The organism is Streptomyces sp. NPDC001219, from assembly GCF_053597915.1.
In genome coordinates this window covers 1-21,108 of the sequence record NZ_JBSFJF010000002.1, presented here as the reverse complement: position 1 = coordinate 21,108, position 21,108 = coordinate 1, and the positions used below count along the sequence as shown (strand labels likewise).

The 21,108-nt window shown below is 73.3% G+C and carries 20 protein-coding genes; 5 read left to right on the top strand and 15 right to left on the bottom strand.

Going from position 1 to position 21,108, the window contains the following annotated elements:
• The first annotated feature begins 130 nt into the window (after positions 1-130).
• Entirely contained in the window at positions 131-541 is a 411-nt protein-coding gene (locus ACWC9R_RS01575) for a hypothetical protein (RefSeq protein ID WP_450727939.1), read from the top strand.
• Here ACWC9R_RS01575 and ACWC9R_RS01570 read toward each other — a convergent pair.
• From ACWC9R_RS01570 to ACWC9R_RS01535, 8 genes are all read right to left on the bottom strand, one after another.
• Complete coding sequence (locus ACWC9R_RS01570) at positions 504-1,160, bottom strand: nucleoside/nucleotide kinase family protein (protein ID WP_450727937.1); 657 nt, start codon at positions 1,158-1,160, stop codon at positions 504-506. The genes ACWC9R_RS01575 and ACWC9R_RS01570 overlap by 38 nt on opposite strands.
• A 92-nt stretch (positions 1,161-1,252) precedes the next feature.
• Positions 1,253-2,440, bottom strand: a complete 1,188-nt coding sequence (locus ACWC9R_RS01565; RefSeq protein WP_450727936.1) for a methyltransferase — start codon at positions 2,438-2,440, stop codon at positions 1,253-1,255.
• Between the two features lie 195 nt (positions 2,441-2,635).
• Positions 2,636-3,220, bottom strand: a complete 585-nt coding sequence (locus ACWC9R_RS01560; RefSeq protein WP_450727934.1) for a GNAT family N-acetyltransferase — start codon at positions 3,218-3,220, stop codon at positions 2,636-2,638.
• A 170-nt stretch (positions 3,221-3,390) separates the two neighbouring features.
• The gene (locus tag ACWC9R_RS01555; protein ID WP_450727932.1) at positions 3,391-4,044 is read right to left on the bottom strand and encodes a DedA family protein; all 654 of its coding nucleotides are present in this window, start codon (positions 4,042-4,044) and stop codon (positions 3,391-3,393) included.
• 320 nt (positions 4,045-4,364) lie between these two features.
• A complete protein-coding gene (locus ACWC9R_RS01550; RefSeq protein WP_450727930.1) occupies positions 4,365-4,829 on the bottom strand; it encodes a DoxX family protein in 465 nt (154 codons plus the stop codon).
• 79 nt (positions 4,830-4,908) lie between these two features.
• On the bottom strand, positions 4,909-6,930 hold the full coding sequence (locus ACWC9R_RS01545; protein WP_450727928.1) for an FAD/NAD(P)-binding protein: 2,022 nt from the start codon (positions 6,928-6,930) through the stop codon (positions 4,909-4,911).
• Positions 6,931-7,150: 220 nt separating this feature from the next.
• Entirely contained in the window at positions 7,151-8,857 is a 1,707-nt protein-coding gene (locus ACWC9R_RS01540) for an alkaline phosphatase D family protein (protein ID WP_450727926.1), read from the bottom strand.
• A 131-nt stretch (positions 8,858-8,988) separates the two neighbouring features.
• Positions 8,989-9,633 (bottom strand): HNH endonuclease family protein, encoded by a 645-nt coding sequence (locus ACWC9R_RS01535; RefSeq protein ID WP_450727924.1) that lies wholly within the window; start codon positions 9,631-9,633, stop codon positions 8,989-8,991.
• A gap of 208 nt (positions 9,634-9,841) precedes the next feature.
• Here ACWC9R_RS01535 and ACWC9R_RS01530 point away from each other — a divergent pair, with 208 nt between their 5' ends.
• A complete protein-coding gene (locus tag ACWC9R_RS01530) occupies positions 9,842-10,600 on the top strand; it encodes an ABC transporter permease (RefSeq protein ID WP_450727922.1) in 759 nt (252 codons plus the stop codon).
• Positions 10,601-10,827: 227 nt separating this feature from the next.
• Complete coding sequence (locus ACWC9R_RS01525) at positions 10,828-11,409, top strand: TMEM165/GDT1 family protein (protein WP_450727920.1); 582 nt, start codon at positions 10,828-10,830, stop codon at positions 11,407-11,409.
• A 153-nt stretch (positions 11,410-11,562) separates the two neighbouring features.
• Here the strand turns inward: ACWC9R_RS01525 and ACWC9R_RS01520 are convergent, their stop codons facing one another.
• Entirely contained in the window at positions 11,563-12,225 is a 663-nt protein-coding gene (locus ACWC9R_RS01520; protein ID WP_450727918.1) for an HAD-IA family hydrolase, read from the bottom strand.
• A 167-nt stretch (positions 12,226-12,392) separates the two neighbouring features.
• Entirely contained in the window at positions 12,393-12,581 is a 189-nt protein-coding gene (locus ACWC9R_RS01515) for a peptidoglycan-binding domain-containing protein (protein ID WP_450727916.1), read from the bottom strand.
• Between the two features lie 824 nt (positions 12,582-13,405).
• Between ACWC9R_RS01515 and ACWC9R_RS01510 the strand changes: the two genes are divergently transcribed.
• On the top strand, positions 13,406-15,484 hold the full coding sequence (locus ACWC9R_RS01510) for a DHA2 family efflux MFS transporter permease subunit (protein ID WP_450727914.1): 2,079 nt from the start codon (positions 13,406-13,408) through the stop codon (positions 15,482-15,484).
• 47 nt (positions 15,485-15,531) lie between these two features.
• Here the strand turns inward: ACWC9R_RS01510 and ACWC9R_RS01505 are convergent, their stop codons facing one another.
• From ACWC9R_RS01505 to ACWC9R_RS01485, 5 genes are all read right to left on the bottom strand, one after another.
• A complete protein-coding gene (locus ACWC9R_RS01505) occupies positions 15,532-16,056 on the bottom strand; it encodes a GNAT family N-acetyltransferase (protein ID WP_450727912.1) in 525 nt (174 codons plus the stop codon).
• 63 nt (positions 16,057-16,119) lie between these two features.
• Complete coding sequence (locus ACWC9R_RS01500; RefSeq protein ID WP_450727910.1) at positions 16,120-16,452, bottom strand: antibiotic biosynthesis monooxygenase family protein; 333 nt, start codon at positions 16,450-16,452, stop codon at positions 16,120-16,122.
• A gap of 202 nt (positions 16,453-16,654) precedes the next feature.
• Positions 16,655-18,136, bottom strand: coding sequence for a glycine betaine/L-proline transporter ProP (gene proP / locus ACWC9R_RS01495; protein ID WP_450727908.1), 1,482 nt, complete (start codon positions 18,134-18,136; stop codon positions 16,655-16,657).
• A gap of 423 nt (positions 18,137-18,559) precedes the next feature.
• Positions 18,560-19,591 (bottom strand): CU044_5270 family protein, encoded by a 1,032-nt coding sequence (locus tag ACWC9R_RS01490; RefSeq protein ID WP_450727906.1) that lies wholly within the window; start codon positions 19,589-19,591, stop codon positions 18,560-18,562.
• Positions 19,584-20,222: an RNA polymerase sigma factor gene (locus tag ACWC9R_RS01485; protein ID WP_450727904.1), complete on the bottom strand. Its 639-nt coding sequence runs from the start codon at positions 20,220-20,222 to the stop codon at positions 19,584-19,586. The genes ACWC9R_RS01490 and ACWC9R_RS01485 overlap by 8 nt, the downstream gene beginning before the upstream one ends.
• Positions 20,223-20,347: 125 nt before the next feature.
• On the opposite strand from ACWC9R_RS01485, the gene ACWC9R_RS01480 reads away from it, so the two are divergent.
• The coding region (locus tag ACWC9R_RS01480) for a cytochrome c oxidase subunit I (RefSeq protein WP_450727902.1) at positions 20,348-21,108 on the top strand (761 nt) is incomplete at its 3' end.

Genomic DNA, 21,108 nt, shown 5'->3' with positions numbered 1-21,108 from the left:
CGCTGCTGATGTCGTTTGGGAAGAGGTCTGCCGCGGAATGGAGTTGAGGAGGCGGAGGGGAGGAATGAGACGTGTGTGGTCAGCTGTGGTCAGTGCCGGAGCGGTCGGTGGGCGAGGAAGGTGGACGGCGATGAAGGTCGGTCTGTTGCGTGCGGTCGGGGTCGCCACGGCGGTGTACGGGGCGGCGGTGGCCGCGGTGCCCGATCTGCTGGCACGGCCCTCGGGGCTGGTCGACGAGGAGGGGCACACCGTGTGGGCGACGCGCCTCTCGCTGCGTCCGCTGGCCTGGCGGGACGCGGTGAGCGGGCTGGCCCTGGCGACGGCTCCGGAGGGCCCGGCGCTGCGTACCGCCGCGTATGTACGGATCGCGGCCGACTTCGGGGACGCGGTCCTGCTCGGTGCGACGCTGCCCGGCCGCGACCGGAAGCTCGCGGCGGTGGCGGTGTCCGTGGGGTGGGGCGCGCTGTCGGTGGCCGGGCTGCTCGCCGGCGGGCGGCGGGAGGTCAGAAGCCCGTCGGCGGCGGGGCCTCGTCGGGGGTGAAGGTGAGGACGAGGTCGGCGCGGTCGCGAGTGGCCGCCACGACACGGGCGTTGGCCTCGTCGGAGGTGTGGACGAAGCGTTCGGCGTCGGCGCGCGGACGCCCGAAGTGCTCATGGCGGTCGACCAGCCGCCGGAGCCGCTCCGGGGTGTCCAGGTCCACGTACCAGACCTCGTCGAGCAGCGCCCGGACCCGCGCCCAGGGGCCGGTGTCGAGGAGGAGGTAGTTACCCTCGGTCACGACGAGCGGGAGGTGCGGTGCCACGGCGATGCTGCCGGCCACCGGCTCCTCGATACGGCGGTCGAACGCCGGGGCGTAGACGGCGCAGTCCGGCTCCGGTGCGCGCAGGCGGGCCAGCAGCGCCGCGTATCCGGCCGGATCGAAGGTGTCCGGTGCGCCCTTGCGGTCCGTCCGGCCCAGGCGGCGCAACTCCGCCCCGGCGAGGTGGAAGCCGTCCATCGGGACGAGCGCCGCTTGCCCGGCCAGCTCCGCCACGAGGTGGGCGGCGAGGGTGGACTTGCCGGCGCCGGGCGGGCCGGTGATACCGAGCAGCCGACGCCGGCCGGGAGTCGCGGTATCGGCGAGCCGCCGGGCGCGGGAGAGGAGGTGCCGGGGGTTCATGGTGCGTCCATCGTGCCCGATCGGCGGCCCCTCGGCCGGACGGGCCCGGGGCAGCGCTCCCCGGCCGTATGGGGTGGCCGGCCGGGGACCCTTCAACCGCGGGCGGACGCGGTCCGGTTCGCGAGGCCCAGGCGCCACAGGGACGTGACCTCGGCCGCGCGGGCCACATGGAGCGGATCGGAGGTGTCGCGGGCACGCGGATGGCGCGGGGTGATGTCGAGCCGGTCCAGGACCGTGAGGCCGGCCGCGGCGAAGGCGTCGACGAGCACGGTGTGCGGACGCAGGCCGAGGTGCTCCGCGAAGTCGGAGAGGATCAGCCAGCCCTCGCCCTCCGGGGTCAGATGGTCCGCGAGGCCGTTCAGGAAGCCGTACAGCATCCGGTTGCCCGGGTCGTACACCGCGTGCTCCACGGGGGAGGTCGGTTTCGCGGGCACCCATGGGGGGTTGCAGACGACCAGTGGGGCGCGGCCGGCCGGGAACAGATCGGCCTCGATGATCTCCACCTGCCCGGCGACGCCCAGGCGTTCGGTGTTCTCGCGGGCGCAGGCCAGCGCCCGCGGGTCCTGGTCGGTGGCCACGACCCGGCGCACTCCGCGCCGGGCGAGCACCGCGGCCAGCACGCCGGTGCCGGTGCCGATGTCGAAGGCCAGCTCCTCGGCGGGCAGCGGTGCCTCCGCCACCAGGTCGACGTATTCGCCGCGGGCCGGGGAGAAGACGCCGTAGTGCGGATGGATGCGGTCGCCGCCGAGCGCCGGGATCTCGACGCCCTTCCTGCGCCACTCATTGGCGCCGATCAGGGCGAGGAGCTCGCGCAGGGAGACGAGGGCGGCGGTCGGGTCCGTGGCGCCGGACGCCTCGCCCCGGGCGGGCTCACCGGGGCCGTACGCCCGGGTGCAGGCCTCGCGGACGTCGGGGGCGCGGTGCAGCGGGACGGCGTAGCTGTCGTCGAGGGGGACCAGCAGCATGCCCAGGATGCGGGCCCGGTGGTTCTGCGCGGCCCGGTGCACATGGAACGCCTGGGTGACATCGGTGGGCGGCTTCTTGCGCGGGCGGCGGTCGATACGGCGGGCCATCGCCGTCAGCAGCTGACGGGCGTTGTGGAAATCGCCGCGCCACAACAGCGCGGTGCCCTCGCAGGCGAGCTTGTAGGCGTCGTCGGCCTTCGTCCGGTCGTCCGCGATGACGATACGGCGCGGCGGCGGGGCGTCGTTCTCGGAGCGCCAACGGGCGGAGCGGGGCTGGTCGGCCTCGGTCCATTCGACGACCGGCGGGTGGTTCACCGCAGTGTGCCTCGTGTGTGTGGTGGGAGCCCTCCCAGGGGAGCCGCCCGTGAGGCGGCGCCGGTCCGGCGCCGGGGGAGCGGTGCTGCGCTCGCAGGAGACGGTGGGCGGGTGGTGTGACCGTTGACTTTACTCGGTCTCGGTGTCGCCCCCGGCCGCTCACCGGGCCGCCGGCGGCGGCGCCCGCGCCCGAGGTCAGTCGATGCCGAAGGCGCGGGCGTAGCGCACCGTGCCGCGCGGGGGTGTGGAGCCGTCCAGGGACAGCGCGAGGAAGGCCTCGTCCGGCCAGGGCTGCGGCGGCAGGATGCCGAACCGGGAAGCGGCCGGGGTGAAGCCGAAGCGCGGGTAATACGGCGGATGGCCGAGCACGATCGCGGTCCGCTCACCGGCCGCCCGCGCCGCCTCCAGGAGCGCCCGGATCACCGCACCGCCCGCACCGGACTTCTGGTGCGCGGGCAGCACCGCGCACGGCGCGAGCGCCACGGCGGGGACCTCGTCGACATGACAGCGGGTCAGCAGCGCATGGGCGGCCGGGGTGCCGTCCGGGGCGTCGGCCACGTAGGACAGGCCCGGCAGCCAGGCCGACGGGTCGCGGCGCAGGGCGTCGACGAGGTCGGCCTCCTCGGACGTCTCGAAGGCGGCGAGGTGGATCCGGCGGACGGCCGCGGTGTCCGCGGCGGTCTCGGGGCGGGGGTGCCAGGCGCCGGCGGGCCCGGCCGGGTCTCCGGCGCCGCTGTCGCCGGTCCCGTGCGGGCCATGGGATGCGTGGATACCGCTCATGTCCGTCATCGTCGCACCGGCTCCGGTGAACGGCCAGGGCTTTTCCGCTCCGCCGCCACAACGAGCGGTCGTCAACGAGCGGTCGCCAACAGGCGGTCACCAACGGCCGGTCGCCAACGGGCCGTCGGCGTCCGGCGGATGATCCTCCGCGGCGGTCCGTGCCCGGCCGGTCAGTGCGCGGTGTGCCGGTCCGGGCGGCGCATCAGGAAGACGGCGGCCGATCCGGCGGCGAACAGGGCGACGACGCTGAGGGCGGTGCTCATCCAGGAGGTGCCGAGCCAGTGCCCGCCGAAGTAGCCGAGGCTCACGCTGTAGGCCGCCCAGGCCACACCGGCCAGCGCGGACCACGGGAGGAACTCGCGGACCGTACGGTGCGCGACACCGGCGCCCAGGCTGACCACGGAGCGCCCGGCCGGGGCGAAGCGGGCCAGGACGACGATGCCGCCGCCGCCCCGCGTCAGCGCCGTACCGAGCCGCTGCTGCGCCGTGGTCAGTCGGCGGGAGCGGCCGATGGCGCGGTCGAAGCGGTCGCCGCCGCGCCGGGCGAGCCGGTAGGCGACCATGTCGCCGAGCACGGAGGCGGTGGCCGCACAGAGCATCAGGGAGCACATTTCGGCCAGGTGGCCGCCGGTGCCGGCGGCGGCGGTGGCCTCGACGGCACCGACCGCGTCCGCCGCCGGGCCGCTGCCGGCCGCCGTCGTGGCCGCGGCGATCACCAGGACCCCGCTGGGCAGGATCGGGACGAACACGTCGAGAACGATCGAGAGGCTGACGATCACATACACCCAAGGGGTGCCGCTGAGGGACCCCAGGCTTTCCAGCAACGTCCTTCTCCCGGTCCGAACCCCGCCGCGACGTCGCTCGGTGCGGCAGGGGCGGCTCTACAGCCATACAGCGTACGCCTGGCAGGGGTGGCCGAAAGGGTGGGGGTGGGATGCGAGGGATAGGGGCACTGCGCACCCTCCGCTGTGTATGAGCGATATGCCCAGTGCAGGCGATATGCCCTGCGCACCGGAAAGGGCGTGTCGGGTCGTCGTCCGGGGTGTCCGGCGCCCCTGGACGCGGCACGGCCCGTACGGCGAGGTGCCGTACGGGCCGTGAAGGCGGAGCCGGGGGGTCCCGGGCTCCGCCGGGCAGCGGGGTGTCAGGCGACGGAGGGCTGCCGCTCGACGGCCGGGGCCGCCTCCTGGCTGCGGTCGCCGAAGAACACCCGGTCGAGCGCCCACGAGCCGGGGCCGGCGAAGACGAGCAGCAGGAACGCCCAGCAGTACATCGCGGAGGCCTCCCCGCCGTTCTGTATGGGCCAGAGCGCCGAGCCCTGGTGCGCGGTGAAGTACGCGAACGCCATCGAGCCGGAGCTGATGAACGCGGCGGCGCGGGTGCCCAGGCCGAACATCACCAACAGGCCGCCGGCCAGCTGGATCACGGCGGCGTACCAGCCCGGCCAGCTGCCGGTGGGGACGGTGCCGCCCTGGCCCATGGCGCCGCCGAGGACGCCGAAGAGCGAGGACGCGCCGTGGCAGGCGAAGAGCAGGCCGATGACGATGCGGAAGAGCGCGAGCGCGTGCGGCGTGGATCTCTGGAGGGACGTCGTGAGCGGTGCGGACATGCGGGGACTCCTACGGTTTCTGGGGACGAGGGAACCGTGAAGGGGACAGGTTAGGGACGCCTAATCTGTACTTGCAAGTTCAACCTCTGGCCAAACGCGACCTTTGGCCGGAAGAAGGCGCACCCATCGCCGAAACCGCACCTGCCGCCGGAACCACGCCGTTCGCCGGGGCCACGCCTGCCCCCACGCCCCCGTTCGCACCCGGGGCCGTGCCCTGGGCCGCCGCCCGCAGCGCCGCCCGCGCCACCGCGTCCGTGTCGGCCAATGTGACCGATCCCACCCCTGGGCGCGCCCCGGCCGCCGTCACCCAGTGCACCCCCTCCGTCGGCACCCCGACCGCGAACCGCCGCGGATGGCGCCGCCCGTCGGCCCCGACGAGGTGGTACGGGCTCGGCGACACATCGAGCCCGCCCGTTTCGTAGCCGTCCACGGTGTGCGGCCGGCCGCCGCCCTCGGCCAGCAGCCGGGCCAGCAACGGGTCCGTGGTGCGCCGGACATCCGGTTCCGGCAGCCGCGCCTCGATCAGCGCCGTCGCCGTCACCGCCGAGCCCGGCACGTCCGGTGAGTGCGCCGTGAAACCGGGCGCGCCGCCGTCGGCCGCGCCGGGCCGCACCGTCATCCGGGGGCCGACCACCTCCAGCACCCCGGCCTCGACCAGCGCGGCCATCTCCTCGATCCGGCGCCGCGGCGGCCCGATGGACAGGAAGGCATTGAGCGGGGTGTACCAGCGGTCCACATGGTCGCGGCGGGACGCGCCGGCCAGCCCGCCGTGATCGACGATCTGCCGCAGCTCGTTGCGCAGATCCCGCAGCACGTCCAGCGCCGCCTTGACCGGGCCGGACACGTTGTCCTGGCGGGCGTGCGCGACATCCGTCCGCAGATGGTCCAGCAGCCAGCCCCGGAAGGCGGCACGGCCGGCGAACGACCGCTCCCCGTGCGGCCGGGAGACCCGTTCCCAGTCCCAGCGCTCGGCCGGTGCGATCCCGAAGGCGTCCAGGACGGCGGCCTCTTCGGGGCTGCGGTGCGCGCTGTCCAGGAAGCGCTGCCGGAAACGCTCCCGGAAAAGGGGGTCCGGCGCGCCGGCACCCCGCCGCGCCAGCAGCGCCTCGTAGTGGACCGTCTCCACCTCCTTGGCCACCAGGGGCCAGACCTCCGCCAGGAAGTCGGGCAGTTCACCGGAGTCCGCGCGCTTGCGGAACGCCGCTATCACGTCCGCGGTGAGCAGCAGCGGCAGATGACGGCCGTGCGCGCCCTTCGCGTTGTCACCGCGCGCGTGGTACGGAACGCCGCGCCGGGAGCCCGCGTACAGCCGGGGTTCGCGGCCGGACGGCAGATACGTCAGCGCCCCGTCGGAGCCGCGGACGAACCGGCCGCCCCGGGCCGTCGTCAGCAGCGCCATGTGATCGAAGAAGTTGAGGCCCAGACCGCGCAGCAGTACCGGACGGCCCGGCGCCAGCGCCTCCAGGGCGGCGGAGAGATCGGCGGGGTTGGCGGGCGGCAGATAGTGCAGCCCGTGCCCGGCGGCGTAGTCGGCCAGGCGCCGCTGCTCCGCGTCCGCGACGGCCGGCAGATGGCCCTGGGCGAGGACCACCGCCCCCAGACCGTGCAGCGTCCGGCCGTCGTCGAGGGTCAGGGACTGCGTGCCGTCGGGGGCCTCGGCCAGCCGCACCGCGCGGGCCGGGTGCGTCACGACCGTCACCTCCTCGGGCGCGGTGCGCACCGTGCGGCGGAAGAACCACTCCAGATAACGCCCGTAGAGCGCGCGCCCCGGATAGTCGTCCGGGCCGACCTCGCACCCCTCCCAGTCGTACAGGCTCGGCCCGGTGCGTATCGGGCCGGCGCACGCGACGCTGTCGTCGGTGAACAGGGTGACCTGTGAGGCCACGGTGTTCATCAGGAGTTCGGGCGGCTGGGCGGTGCGCCACACCTGGCCCGCGCCGGGCGGGGCGGGGTCGATGACATGGACGGTCAGCCGCGAGCCCGGGGCCAGTTCGGCGGCCGAGGCGCAGATCCGCTCCAGCACGCTCGTCCCGCGCGGCCCGGCCCCGACGAGGGCGAGGGCGGGCCGGGGGCGGCGGTCGGCGATGTGGTCGGCGGCCAAGAGGGGCTCTCCCTGGGGCGGCGGACGGCCGGCCCGGCGGGCCCGGCCGCCCGGGAAGGCGGGCGACGAAGGTGCGCCCCATCATCACCGCCCGGGCCCGTCGCGGAGCACCCGGGTGGGCAAAAAATACGCTGGAAACCGCAGATCGGAATCCTGGCTTCCGGTGCCCGGTGGGAGGTTTACAGGCGCCGGGGCGCCCGCCTCAGCCGGACGTGGCCCGTCAGGTGCCCGCTGCCGGACCGCCCTTACCGCCGCTTTCGCCGCCAACCCGCGCATCGGTCAACGCGGCACGCCAGACCGTGACGAGCCGGACGCCGCCGTTCTTCTCCCGGCGGGTCTGGTCCAGGGCGAGCCGCGCCGCACGGCCCGCCAGCGTCAGCGTCATCAGCTGGTTGCCGAACCAGGGACCGCCCGTGCGCCGCCACTTCACCGCCGGCCGGGGCAGCCGCCCGTGCCGCGCCAGCAGCTTGCCCAGCCACCGGCCGGACCGGCTCCACCCGAAGCGGAAACCGGCCCGCAGCGAGCCGGGAATGCTGTTGTGGACGGGGGAGCAGGTCAGCTGGAGCACCCGGCTCGCGGGGTGCGGACCGGCGCCGCGCCAGTGCGGCTCGGCGACGTACGCGTGGTGCACGTCCCCGGACAGCACACAGACCGTCGCCGGGGCCCGGTCACCGGACCCGGCCTCGGCGATCAGCTCGGTGAGCGCGGTGAACGAGCCGGGGAACGCCGCCCAGTGCTCCAAGTCGGCGCGCTGGCGCAGGAACTCGCTGCGGCGGGCCCAGCGCGGGCCCCGTTCACCGGCGCACAGCGCGGCGTTCCAGCCCTCCCCGGCATGGATGAGATGCGGCAGCAGCCAGGGCAGCGAACTGCCGAGCAGCAGATGGTCGTAGCCCTCGCGCCCGTCCAGCACCGCATGCCGCAGCCATTCGCCCTCCGTCTTGTCGAGCATCGCGCGACGGCCCTCGTCCAGGACACGGGTGGCCCGGGTGTCGATCATGACCAGCCGCACCCGGCCGAAGTCGCGGCGGTAGCTCCAGCGGGCGTGCGCCGGATCGGCGTCCGCACCGGCCGCGAACTCCCGCACCAGGTCCGTCGCGTCCGGTACCGACCGCACCCGCGCATACAGCTCGTCGGCGGCCAGTTCGGCGGGCGAGAGATTGCCCAGGTGCTGGTGCACCCAGTACGACATCAGGCCGCCGAGTATCCGCTCGCGCCACCAGGGGGTCGCCCGCATCCGGGCCAGCCAGGACGCCGAGGTGTTCCAGTCGTCGATGACGTCGTGGTCGTCGAAGATCATGCAGCTGGGGACCGTGGACAGCAGCCAGCGGACCTCGGGGTCGAGCCAGGACTCGTAGTAGAGGTAGGTGTACTCCTCGAAGTCGGCGACCTGCTTCCACGGCGGCTCGGTGAGGTCGCGGCGCCCGGCCAGCACCTGCGCGGTCGCCTCCGAGGTCTGGTCGGCGTAGACCTGGTCGCCCAGCAGGAGCAGCACGTCGGGGCGCCGCCGCCCGGAGCCGGCGGCCAGGGTGGCGGCGAGGGTGTCCAGGGCGTCCGGGCCGACCGGGTCGTGCGCGGCCTTCGAGGGCGTCGCGGACCAGCGGCAGGAGCCGAAGGCGAACTCCAGCGGCTCCTGCGGGGAGGCGGGGAGGGTGCGGATGGTGCTCGCGGGGAAGCGGCTGCCGGGCAGCGGCCAGACCTCCTGCTCGTCGTCGAGCAGGACCCGGTAGGCCGTCTCGCTGCCGGGCGTCAGACCGGTCACCGGGACCAGCGCGTAGTGGTGCCCGGCGACCTGCCAGGTGTGCTGTGCGCCGGCCGCCCCGTCCTCGCAGCGGACGTGCACCACGCACGGCCGGTCGGTCTCCACCCACACCGTCGCGCTGTCCGCGTCGGCATACCGCAGCAGCGGCCCCAGGCGCAGTCCGGTCATCGGGTGCCTCCCCTCGTCGTGGTCAGAGGATAGGAGCACAACGGGCGCGACGGCGGGTGGGGTGACGGCGCGCCCGCCGGACGGTGGCGTTCCGGCCGGCGGGCGCGGGGCGGCGGCCCGGGGAGCGGGGCTCAGCAGCCGTCGAGGATCTTCTTCAGCGCGGCCTTCTCGGCGGAGTCCGCGGTCATGCCGTACTCATGCTTCACCGACACCCACATCCGGGCGTACTCGCACTGGTACGAGGTCTTCGGCGGCAGCCACTTCGCCGGGTCCTTGTCGCCCTTCTCCTGGTTGAGGTTGTCGGTGACGGCGATCAGCTGGGAGTGGGTGAGGTCGTTGGCCAGGTCCTTGCGGCGCTCGGTGGTCCACTTCGCGGCGCCCGACTTCCAGGCCTCGGACAGCGGGATGACATGGTCGATGTCGAGGTCGGCCGGCTGGGTCCAGGTCTTGCCGTCGTAGGCCGAGACCCACTTGCCGCTGACCGCCGCGCAGCTGCCGTCCTGCTTCACGTCCGTGCCGTCGCGCTTGAGCACCACTTCGCGGGTGTTGCAGTTCTTGCCCTGGTCGATCCAGTGCGGGAACTTGTCACGGCTGTAGCCGTCCTGCGGGCCCTCGGCCTGTTCCTTGATCTCGGCGAGGTACTTGCGGGCGGTGGCGGCGTCCGGCGGGCTGGGCGGTGCGGCCTGGGCGGACTGGCCGCTGAGCGCCAGTGTGCAGACCAGGGCCGCGGCCGAACCCGCGGCGACGGAAACTCGACGCGCGTAGACCTTTTTCATCGAAACTCCCGTGATGTGGGGGGAAGTTGACGTGCGGTGCGCGGCTCATGGTGTCGCTGTGGGGTTTCCTTGAGATGGGCACCAGGTAACAGAGTGACGACATGCCCACGTCAGTTCAAGGGCTGACGGGGCGCCATAAATGCACAACGGCGCTCCGGTTGTGGCGCTCCGGACGTATCCGCGCCCCGGGCGCCCCTACAGTGAGCGCGTGCTGCTGCCGGTCAACGCCACTCTCGGGGTCGTCCTCGCCGTCCTTCTGGCCGCCGCCGTGGCCGTCGCCGCACTGGCCCGCCTCGGCCACTCCCGGGCCGTCGCCGTCGCCGGCCTGCGCGCCGCCGCCCAACTCGCCGCCGTCTCCTACCTCATCGGCTGGGTGGTGCACGCCCTGCCCCGGCTGCTGGGTTTCCTGCTGCTGATGTTCGCGGTGGCGGTGCGGACCGCCGGGCGCCGGATCACGCAGAACCGCAGCTGGTGGTGGGCCGCCGTACCGATCGCCGTCGCGGTCGTCCCGGTCGTCGGGCTGCTGCTGCTCACCGGTCTGGTGCCCCCGCGCGGACTCACCCTGATCCCCGTCACCGGCATCCTGATCGGCGGCGCGCTGACCGCCACCGTGCTGGCCGGGCGGCGGGCGCTCGACGAGCTGGAGACCCGGCACGGTGAGTTCGAGGCGGGCCTCGCGCTGGGGCTGCCCGACCGCGACGCACGCATGGAGGTCGCCCGCCCGGCCGCGTCGGACGCGCTGCTGCCGGGGCTGGACCAGACCCGGACCGTGGGGTTGGTCACACTCCCCGGCGCGTTCGTCGGCATGCTGCTGGGCGGGGCCTCGCCCGTACAGGCCGGTGCGGTGCAGCTGTTCGTGCTGGTGGCCCTGCTGACGGTGCAGGCGACGGCCTGTGCGGTGGTGCTGGAGCTGGTCGCGCGCGGAAGGCTGCACCGCGTACCCTTGACGGCAGCAGAAGGGGAGTAGCTCTCTGCCGGACCGTCGACATACTGCCCGCCCGTCGCCCGACCACCACCCCTGGTGGAGCGCGTTCATCGCGTTGTGACGACGTGGTGAGCCGGCGCCCGGAGCGCGGTAGGTAGCCATACCGCGCCAGCGAGACCTTCGGCCGCAGTGTCTGACGCTGCCGTGCCGAAGCGACCCCTTTCCCGGGCCCCTTTGGTGCGGCCCGACCGATCGAGGTATCCCACCCCGTGTTCAGCTTCACCGTCGCCGCCGTCGTCTTCGGCGTCGTCTTCCTCGCCGAACTGCCCGACAAGACCGCCCTCGCCGGGCTGATGCTCGGTACCCGCTACCGCGCCTCCTATGTCTTCGCCGGAGTCGCCGCCGCCTTCCTGGTGCATGTCGCCCTGGCCATCGCCGCGGGCAGCGTGCTGACCCTGCTCCCGCACCGCCTGGTACAGGGCGTGGTCGGGGTCCTCTTCCTGGCGGGCGCCGCAGTGCTGCTGTTCCGGAAGGGGGACGACGAGGAGGAGGTGCGCAAGCCCGCCGACCAGAGCTTCTGGAAGGTCTCCGGGGCGGGCTTCATGATGATCCTGGTCGCCGAGTTCGGCGATCTGACCCAGATCATGACCGCCAACCTCGCGGCCCGTTACGACGACCCGCTCTCGGTCGGCGTCGGCGCCGTCCTGGCACTGTGGGCGGTGGCCGGCCTGGGCATCCTGGGCGGCCGCACGCTGATGAAGTACGTGCCGCTCCGGCTCATCACCAGGATCGCGGCGGGCGTGATGCTGCTGCTGGCGGGCTTCAGCCTGTATGAGGCGATCGCGGGGTAGCAGTTTTTTCCCCGCCGCCCACCCCCCTTCGGGGGGTGGGCGGGTGGAGAGGGGAGGAAAGGGTGCGGCGCGGCCCGTTCGGGGCGTGCGGCAGTGCCTTCTTCTGGGCGTGCGGCGCGGCCCCTTCGGGCCGTGCGGGTGCGGGGGCGGTGCTCAGCCCTCGATGTGGACCGCGATGCCGCCGTCCGCCAGCGCCTCGACGCGGACCCGGGTGAGGTCGGGGACCTGCACGGTGGGCGCGAACGCGGCGGCCCGGTCACCGACGCCGACCACTCGCATCCCGGCCGCCCGGCCCGCTTCTATGCCCGCCTCGGAGTCCTCGAACACCACGCAGTCCTCGGGGGCGAAGCCCAGCTCGGCGGCGCCCTTGAGGAAGCCCTCCGGATCGGGCTTGCTGGCGCTCACGCTCTCCGCCGTGATCCGCACGTCCGGCATCGGCAGCCCGGCCGCGCCCATCCGGGCGTCGGAGAGCGCGACGTCCGCAGAGGTCACCAGGGCGTGCGGGAGGGCGGCGAGGGCGGCCAGGAAGGCGGGTGCGCCGGAGACCGGCACCACGCCGTCCATGTCGGCGGTCTCCTGCGCCAGCATCCGGCGGTTGTCCGCGAGGTTGAGCTCCATCGGGCGGTCCGGGAGCAGCGCGGCCATGGTGGCCCAGCCCTGCCGGCCGTGCACGACCTGGAGGATCTCGTCGCCGTCCAGCCCGTGTTCGGCGGCCCAGCGGCGCCAGCAGCGCTCGACGACGGCCTCGGAGTTCACCAGTGTGCTGTCCATGTCCAGCAGCAGGGCGCGGGCGGTGAGCGTGGTGACGGCCGTCATCGGCGGGCTCCTGGGCGCTACGGACGGACGGTGCGGAGGGCACCCCGGAAGAAACAGAGCGGTCCCGCCCGCCGGTCAGGGAGTGCGGGCGGAACCACTTTGTTCCTTCACGATACAAAACGCGGCGCCTGACGACAACCAGCCTGGTCAGAGCCCTGCCGGCCAGGTCAGGGCTCCTCCGTCCGGGACTCCAGGGACGCCCGGGTCGGCGCCCCGTAGACGCCGTCCGGATCGCCCGCCACTCCGTAGGCCCGCTGGTAGCGCGACACGGCCTCCCGTACGTCCGCGTCGTAGCGGCCGTCCTCCGGGCCGGGATACACCGCCAGCCGGCGCAGCCGCGCCTGCAGCTCCGCCACTTCGGGCCCTCCGGCCCCTTCGCGCAGCACGATCGGCCCGGTGGGCGGGGTGCCGGGGCCGTGGGTGGCGGGGACGTCCGAGACCTGTCCGGCGGCCCGGGTGGGGGCGGGGGGACGCGGGTCCGGGGTTCGGTGGGGCCGCGCGGTGGCCTCGGGGGCGGTCGCGTCCGGCGACGGGGAGCGGGGCGCGGTCGGGGAGGCGGCGCCGGTCGGCGCGGGGGAGGAGGCGCTGCGGGTGGGGCGGGCGGCGCCGGGGGTTGTGGTGCCGTGGTCGGGTGCCGTCGCCCGGGTCCGCCGGCCACCGGAGAGGGCGTCGGTGCCGCATACGGGGCGCCAGGGGGCCGGCGAAGCCGGTGCCTCCGGGCTCGTCCCCGGCGCTGTGGGGCTCCTCCTCGTCCCCGTCCGCGTCGGGCAGTGACACGTACGGCCGAACGCGCAGCGGATCAAAGTCGTCCGCCTCGGCCGCCGCACACAGGCAGCCGGGCCGGCCGTCGCCGCGTACGGGGGCGTGGCAGTGCGGACAGGGCTGTGCCGTCACGGGTGTTCCCCTCCCTGGAGGCAGCGAACCGGCAGCGATTATCCAGACGCCGCGCGGTCCCCGCAGGCGCTCGACGACATCCGCCCGGCATGCCCCGAGTGGCCCCTGCCGGGGCGCACCACTCGGCGGGCCATATCCGGCGGAACCACCCAGGATGGAAGTCCGAAGGAGGGCACAACGGCAGCGTGGCCGGCGGCGGCCCGGGGACGGGACGGACGGCCCGGCTCCGTACGGGACGACCCGGGCCCGGCACCGCACGGGACGCTCCGGAACGGAGGAGAGGCTCATGGCGCAGGACACCGGTGCGCCGCCCGTCCCCGGCGAGGACCGGTCCCGGCGGACGGTCCTCGTCGCGATCGGCGCGCTGCTGCTCGGCCTGCTCATCGCGGCGCTCGACCAGACCATCGTCGCCACCGCGCTGCCCACCATCGTCAGCGACCTCGGCGGCCTCAACCACCTCTCCTGGGTCGTCACCGCCTACCTCCTGGCCTCGACGGCCGCGACGCCCCTGTGGGGCAAGCTCGGTGACCTGTACGGCCGCAAGAAGCTCTTCCAGACCGCCATCGTGATCTTCCTGATCGGCTCGGTGCTGTGCGGCATCGCGCAGAACATGGGTGAGCTGATCGGCTTCCGGGCCCTCCAGGGGCTGGGCGGCGGCGGGCTGATCGTGCTGTCCATGGCGATCGTCGGCGATATCGTGCCGCCCCGCGAACGGGGCAAATACCAGGGCCTGTTCGGTGGCGTCTTCGGCGCCAGCAGCGTCCTCGGCCCGCTGCTCGGCGGGCTGTTCGTGGACCATCTCAGCTGGCGCTGGGTGTTCTACATCAACGTTCCCGTCGGCATCGTCGCGCTCGCCGTCATCGCCACCGTGCTGCACATCCCGCGCCGCCGCACCCCGCACCGGATCGACTACCTGGGCACCGCCACGATCGCCGCGGTCGCCGCCTGCTTCGTGCTGATGACCTCGTTCGGCGGCGTCACCTACCCGTGGGCCTCCTGGCAGATCGTGGGGTGCGGCGCGCTCGGTGTCGTCCTGCTGGGCGCCTTCCTGTTCATCGAGCGCCGGGCCGCCGAACCCGTGCTGCCGCTGCGCCTGTTCCGGCTGCGCACCTTCTCGCTCACCGCCGTCATCGGCTTCGTCGTCGGCTTCGCGATGTTCGGGTCGATGACCTATCTGCCGACGTTCCTCCAGGTCGTACAGGGCGTCAGCCCGACCGTGTCCGGGGTGCACATGCTGCCGATGGTGTTCGGCATGCTGCTGGCCTCCACCGGCTCCGGGCAGATCGTCAGCCGCACCGGCCACTACAAGGTCTTCCCGATCGCCGGCACCGGTGTCGTGGCGCTCGGGCTGCTGCTGTTGCACCATCTCGACCGGTCCAGCGGCCTCGCCGAGATGAGCGCCTGCTTCTTCGTCTTCGGCTTCGGGCTCGGCCTGGTCATGCAGGTGCTGGTGCTCATCGTGCAGAACGCGGTGCCCTACCAGGACCTGGGCGTGGCCACCTCCGGCGCCACGTTCTTCCGCTCCATCGGCGGCTCGTTCGGCGTCTCCCTCTTCGGCACGGTCTTCGCCGGCCACCTCGGCCCGCGGATCGCCGACGCCCTCGCCGGACAGCGACTGCCGCCCGGTATCGACCCCGCCCGGATCGCCGAGGACCCGCGGACCGTCGACCGGCTGCCGCCCGGCCAGCGCACCGCCGTCCTCGACGCCTACGCCGTCTCCATCACCGACGTCTTCCTCTACGCCGTCCCCGTGGTCCTGGTGGCCTTCGCGCTGGCCTGGTTCCTCAGGGAGGAGCCGCTGCGCAGCAGTGTCACCGCGCCCGACACCAGCGAGGTGCTCTCCTCCAACCCCGTCGAACGGTCCTCCCGCGACGAGGTCGCCCGCGCCCTGTCCATCCTCGGCAGCCGGGAAGGCCGCCGACACATCTACGAGAAGATCGTCGCGGGGGCCGGGCTGGACCTCAAACCGGCCGCCGCCTGGCTGATCCTGCGCATCCACCGCTACGGCTCGGTGGAACCGGGGCTGCTCGCCGAACGCAGCACCGTGCCGCTGGGAGTGATCTCCGAGGGCGTCCGCCAGATCGAGGTACGCGGACTCGCCACCCGCGACGGGCTGTTGCTGCTGCTCACCGACCACGGACGGGACACCGCGGCGCGGCTCTCGGCGGCCCGTCAACAGTCGCTCGCGGAGATGCTGGGCGACTGGTGGACCCGGGACCGGCCCACCGACCTCACCGAACTCGTCCACGAACTGACGGCGGAGCTGTGCGGCTCGGACGCGGAGGAGCCGCACAACGGCGACGCCCGGCGGCCGCTGCCCCGCACCCATCCGCCCACGCCGCAGCCGCCGGACCTGGCGAAGTGAGCACGGCGCGCGGGGCGGTGGGGCCGGGGGAGGGGTCCCCCCACCGGTCAACGGCCCCCGGTCAGCCGCTTCTCGAAGAAGACCTCCGCGTACGGATCGTCGTGGTAGCGCTCGATCTCCCCGAAGCCGTGCCGCCGGTACAGCGCGACGGCCTCCACCAGGTCCCGCCGGGTGTCGAGCCGCAGCCACCCGGCGCCGAGCCGCACCGCGGCCTCCTCGGCGGCCGACAGCAGCGCGCCCGCACCGCCCAGCCCGCGCACGGCGGCCCGGACGAACAACTGCTTCAGCTCCGCGGTGCGCGCGTCCAGCAACCGCACCCCGGCACAGCCCGCCACCTCACCGCCGTAGCGCGCCACCAGCAGCACACCGCCCGGCGGCGCCAGCTCGGCGCTGGGGTACTCCGCCACCCCCTCCGCGATCTCCTCCGGTGTGGCGCGGCGGTTCTCGTGGAGCGCGAAGTAGCGGTCGGCTACCTCCGTGTAGTACTCGCGCAGCAGCGCTGCGGCATCCGCCGAACCGGCCGGCTCGGCGGCGACGGCCCAGGGGAGACGGAGGGTGGCGGCGTCACTCATGGCGCCATTGTCGCGGCCGGTCCGGCGGGCCGCGCAACGCATTTCGGGTGACGCCGCCGTCCGTCAGCCCTGCTTCGGCGCGGCCTGCTGTACCACCTCGAAGGACCACAGCGTGGAACCGGACGCCGCGGGCTTGGGCCGCTCCCCGCCCTCGGCACCGCCGCCCTGCTGGTGCGCGGCCTTCATCGGCCCCTCCATCCAGGCCTGGAACGACTCCTCGTCCCGCCACCGGGTGTAGACGAGGTACTGGTCGGTGCCCTCGACGGGGCGCAGCAGCTCGAACCATTCGAAGCCGTCCGAGGAGTCCACGGTCCCGGCCCGCGCCGCGAAGCGCTTCTCCAGGACCTCGCGCTGCTCGGTGGGGACGGTCAGTACATTGATCTTCACGATGCTCATGTCGACCATCGTGCCGCACGGTGCCGGAGGGACGCAGTCCAGGGCCCGGAGCCACGGCCGTTGAGGTCGCGTGGCGCTCCTGCGGGGCCGCCGACCGGCAGGCATACGCACATGCCGAGGGCCCGGCCGGAAGTGTCCGGCCGGGCCCTCGTGGAGTCCGGGTGCGGGCGGTGCGTGGGTCAGACCGCCGCGCAGGTCCGCGTCATGCCGCGCGCCGCAGCTCCTTCGCCTCGGCCTCGGTCTCGACGGCCGGCGGGGAGCCGGGGAGCGGCTTGCGGGCGCTCTCCGACATCAGCAGGACGGCGATACCGCCGATCACGGCCGCCGCCATCATGTAGTAGGCGGGCATCATCTTGTTGCCGGTCGCGCCGATCAGGGCGGTGACCACCAGCGGCGTCGTACCGCCGAAGAGCGACACGGAGACGTTGAAGCCGATCGACAGCGAGCCGTAGCGCACCTTGGTCGGGAACAGCGCGGGCAGCGTGGACGGCATCGCCGCGGTGAAGGTGACCAGCAGCAGCCCCAGCGCGGCCATGCCCAGGGCGATGGCGGCCAGCGAACCCTGCCGGATCAGCAGCAGCGCCGGGACGGACAGCAGCAGGAAGCCGAGGCAGCCCGCGCCGATGATGGGGCGGCGGCCGAAGCGGTCGGTGAGCCGGCCCGCGAACGGCTGGACGGCCATCATCAGGACCATCACCGCCAGCACGACCAGCAGCCCGTGCGTCTCGTCGTACTTCAGCTCCGAGGTCAGGTAGCTCGGCATGTAGGACAGCAGCATGTAGTCCGTGACGTTGAAGACCAGGACCAGTCCGACGCACAGCAGCAGCGCCCGCCACTGACCGAAGATCATCTCGCGGATGCCGATCCGCTTCTCGGCCTCGCGGCGCGCCTTCTCCTTCGTCCGCGCCTCCTTCTCCAGCTGCGCGAAGGCCGGGGTCTCCTCCAGCCGCATCCGCAGGTAGAGGCCGATGATGCCCATCGGTCCGGCGATCAGGAACGGGATGCGCCAGCCCCAGGAGGTCAGGTCCTCGGTGGACAGCAGCGCGGTCATCAGCGTGACCAGGCCGGCGCCGCCGACGTAGCCGGCCAGGGTGCCGAACTCCAGCCAGCTGCCCAGGAATCCGCGCTTCTTGTCCGGCGCGTACTCGGCGATGAAGGTGGAGGCGCCGCCGTATTCGCCACCGGTGGAGAAGCCCTGTACCAGGCGGGCGACGAGCAGCAGGATCGGTGCGCCGACGCCGATGGAGGCGTAGGACGGGATCAGACCGATGGCGAAGGTGCCCGCCGCCATCATGATCATGGTGATCGCGAGGATCTTCTGACGGCCGATCCGGTCACCCAGCGGCCCGAAGACCATGCCGCCGATGGGGCGTACCAGGAACGCCGCCGCGAACGCCCCGAACGTCGACAGCAACTGCGCGGTCGGGTTCCCGGACGGGAAGAAGACATGTCCGAGGGTGACCGCGATGTAGCTGTACACGCCGAAGTCGAACCACTCCATCGCGTTGCCGAGCGCAGCGGCCGACACCGCGCGCTTGACCATCGCGGGATCGACGACGGTCACCTCGGTCGGCGCGTGCTGCGCGGAATCCGCCGCGTGGTCCTGTGAGGGGCCGGATGCGGCGTCGGCACGACTGCCGACGGGATGATCGGGACCGGGTGCGACGGGGGACTGCGTCGGCACGTGCTCGCTCGCCTGCGCTCTCTTGGACGACAACATGACACCGCCCGCCGTGGGAGGCGGGCACGGCCCGTCATGACGCGACGGGCAAAGGTCGACCATAGGGGCAGACCGGATCATCACGGACAGTGCGCGGACGACCGCGCAGTCGTCCGTATACCCGCTCCTGGCTGGGCAAACGTCATTTCGTAAAAGACTCCGCGGCACCTCTTGCTGTGATCCATATCGCGAAGTTCTGCTGCAACCATCGGCCGGTTGTGAGGTGTGCCACGCGCCGGAGGGCGGTCGGCCGGGCAGAGGAACGGCGCGGCGGGCGCACTGCACCGCCGCGCCGAGGTGGATCGTCGCGTCCCTCAAGGATCAGCCATGACCGGCCGCCCCGCCACTCGGGAGCGGCCCGGCCCGGCGCCCCGGCCCGCCGTCACCTCACGGCATCCACGCCTCGTACGACATGACCTCCCCCGACGTGATCCTGAACTCCGGCTCGTCCCTGGTGAAGGTGATCTCCAGGCCGAGGAGATCACCGGTCCGCGGATCGAGGATCACCATCTGGCGGGTGGAGTTCGTCGCGCCGTCCGGGCCGTCGTACACATACGCCTGCCCGCGCCGGCCCAGCCGGTCGGTGACCACCCCCGCCTGCTGCAGACCGTCCGCCCCGGCCAGCATCCGGACGACGGCGGCCGTCTCCCGCGGCCCGGGCGTCCACTCCTGGCGGAACGAGGACAGCGCCGAGAGAAGCTCCGGCGTCGTGCGGGTGCCGCTCGCCCCGCCGTACAGCCACGACAGCTGTTCGCGCAGCGCCCCGGCGTCCGTCGCGGGCCTCGTACGGCCGGCCAGCCCGCTGTGCAGGGCCTCCGAGCCCGCCGGATAGGTCCTGCGGTGCAGGACCTTGCCGTCGCTCACGGTCTGCCACTCGCCGTCGTTGTCGTGGATCACCGGACGGCCCGGGTGCCGCGGGTCGGTGGCCACCACCAGTTCCGAGCCGCTGCCGTCGTCGTTCCAGCTGGTGATGCGCTCCTCGGGCACGGTCACGGGGGGCGCGGCGTCCGGGCCCGCCTCCATGCTCATGTACCAGCTCTGGAGATGGCTGCCCCGTCGTGGCCCGTCCTGGGCACTCGCCGCCCGCGCCCTGGCCTCCGCCCTGCGGGCGAGCACGTCCAGTGACACGGACGGCGCACCGGCCTTCACCGGGAGGGCGGCGGGCGCGGCGACGGCGGGGCTGGTGGTGGCGCCGGAGAAGGTGAGCACCAGGGCGGCGGCCGCGGCCGACGAGGCGGCGGCCAGGCCCATCAGCAGACGGCGCCGGCGCACCGGGCGCGGACGGCCGGGCGGTGCGGCACCGGACGTCAGCGCCGCCAGCCCGGCTTCCGCCCGCGCGGTCAGGGGGCGGTCGCGCCAGGGCCCCTCGTCGGCGGAGACGGGGTCGGCCTGGCGCAGCAGCTCCAGTTCCTCAGTCATGGCTGCGGCCTCCCGCGCGGGTCGTGACGGGCTGGGGGGAGAGGGGACGGGGAGCGGCCGGGCGGGGGGCCGGCGGCGAAGGGGGTGCGTCGGGCCGTGGGGGAGGCGCGTCGGAGGGGACGGTGCCGCGCGGACGCATCCGCTCGATCTGGGTACGCAGCCGGCCGCGCGCCCGGTGCAGCCGCATGGCCGCCGCGCTCCGGCCGCACCCGAGGGTCACCGCCAGCTCCTCGACGGTCAGTTCCTCCCAGGCGGTCAGCCGCAGCACCTCCTGGTCGGCGGCGGAGAGCCGGGCCAGCGCCTCGTGCACCCAGGAGCCGGGCCCCTCGGCGTCCGGGCTGTCCACGGTCTGCCGGCGGTGCGCCGCCTCGTGGTTGCCGAGCCGGTGCAGCAGCCGCCGGTAACGGCCCCTCCCCCGCACCGTGTTGGCCAGGCAGTTCCGGGCCACCCCGTACAGCCAGGGCAGCGGCGCCTCGGGAAGCTCGGCGCGGCGTCTCCAGGCTATGGAGAAGACCTCCGCCACCACTTCCTCGACCTCGTGTGCCTGCCCGTCCAGCCGCCGCGCCACGAAGCGGCTGACCGCCCAGTAGTGCGCGCGATAGGCCTCGGCGAAGGCGTCGTCCGTGCTCATGAACCCTTGGTGTCCGGCATGGCCCCGATCTTCACACCCTCTTGGGTGAGACTTGCCACCCCCCTTGGCGGGCCTTTCGGCGCGCGGGCAGTGAAGATCGCGGCGGCTGCGGACACCTACCGGGCATGAAGTTTCCCGTGAGGTGGCTGACGACCACCGACCACAAGACGATCGGCACGCTCTACCTGGTCACCGCCTTCGCCTTCTTCTGCCTCGGCGGACTGATGGCCTTGGTGATGCGCGCCGAACTGGCCCGGCCCGGCCACCAGATCATGTCGAACGAGCAGTTCAACCAGGCGTTCACGATGCACGGCACGATCATGCTGCTGATGTTCGCGACGCCGCTGTTCGCCGGATTCGCGAACTGGATCATGCCGCTGCAGATCGGCGCGCCCGATGTCGCCTTTCCCCGGCTGAACATGCTCGCGTACTGGCTCTACCTCTTCGGCTCCCTGATCGCGGTCGGCGGCTTTCTGACACCGCAGGGGGCCGCCGATTTCGGCTGGTTCGCCTATGCGCCGCTCTCCGACTCGGTGCATTCCCCGGGAATCGGCGGCGACATGTGGATCATGGGTCTGGCCTTCTCGGGCTTCGGCACGATCCTCGGTTCGGTCAACTTCATCACGACGATCATCTGCATGCGGGCGCCTGGCATGACGATGTTCCGGATGCCGATCTTCACCTGGAACGTGCTGCTGACCGGTGTGCTGGTCCTGCTGGCCTTCCCGGTGCTGGCGGCGGCGCTGTTCGCGCTGGAGGCGGACCGGAAGTTCGGTGCGCATGTCTTCGACGCCGCCAACGGCGGTGCCCTGTTGTGGCAGCACCTCTTCTGGTTCTTCGGCCATCCCGAGGTGTACATCATCGCGCTGCCGTTCTTCGGCATCAT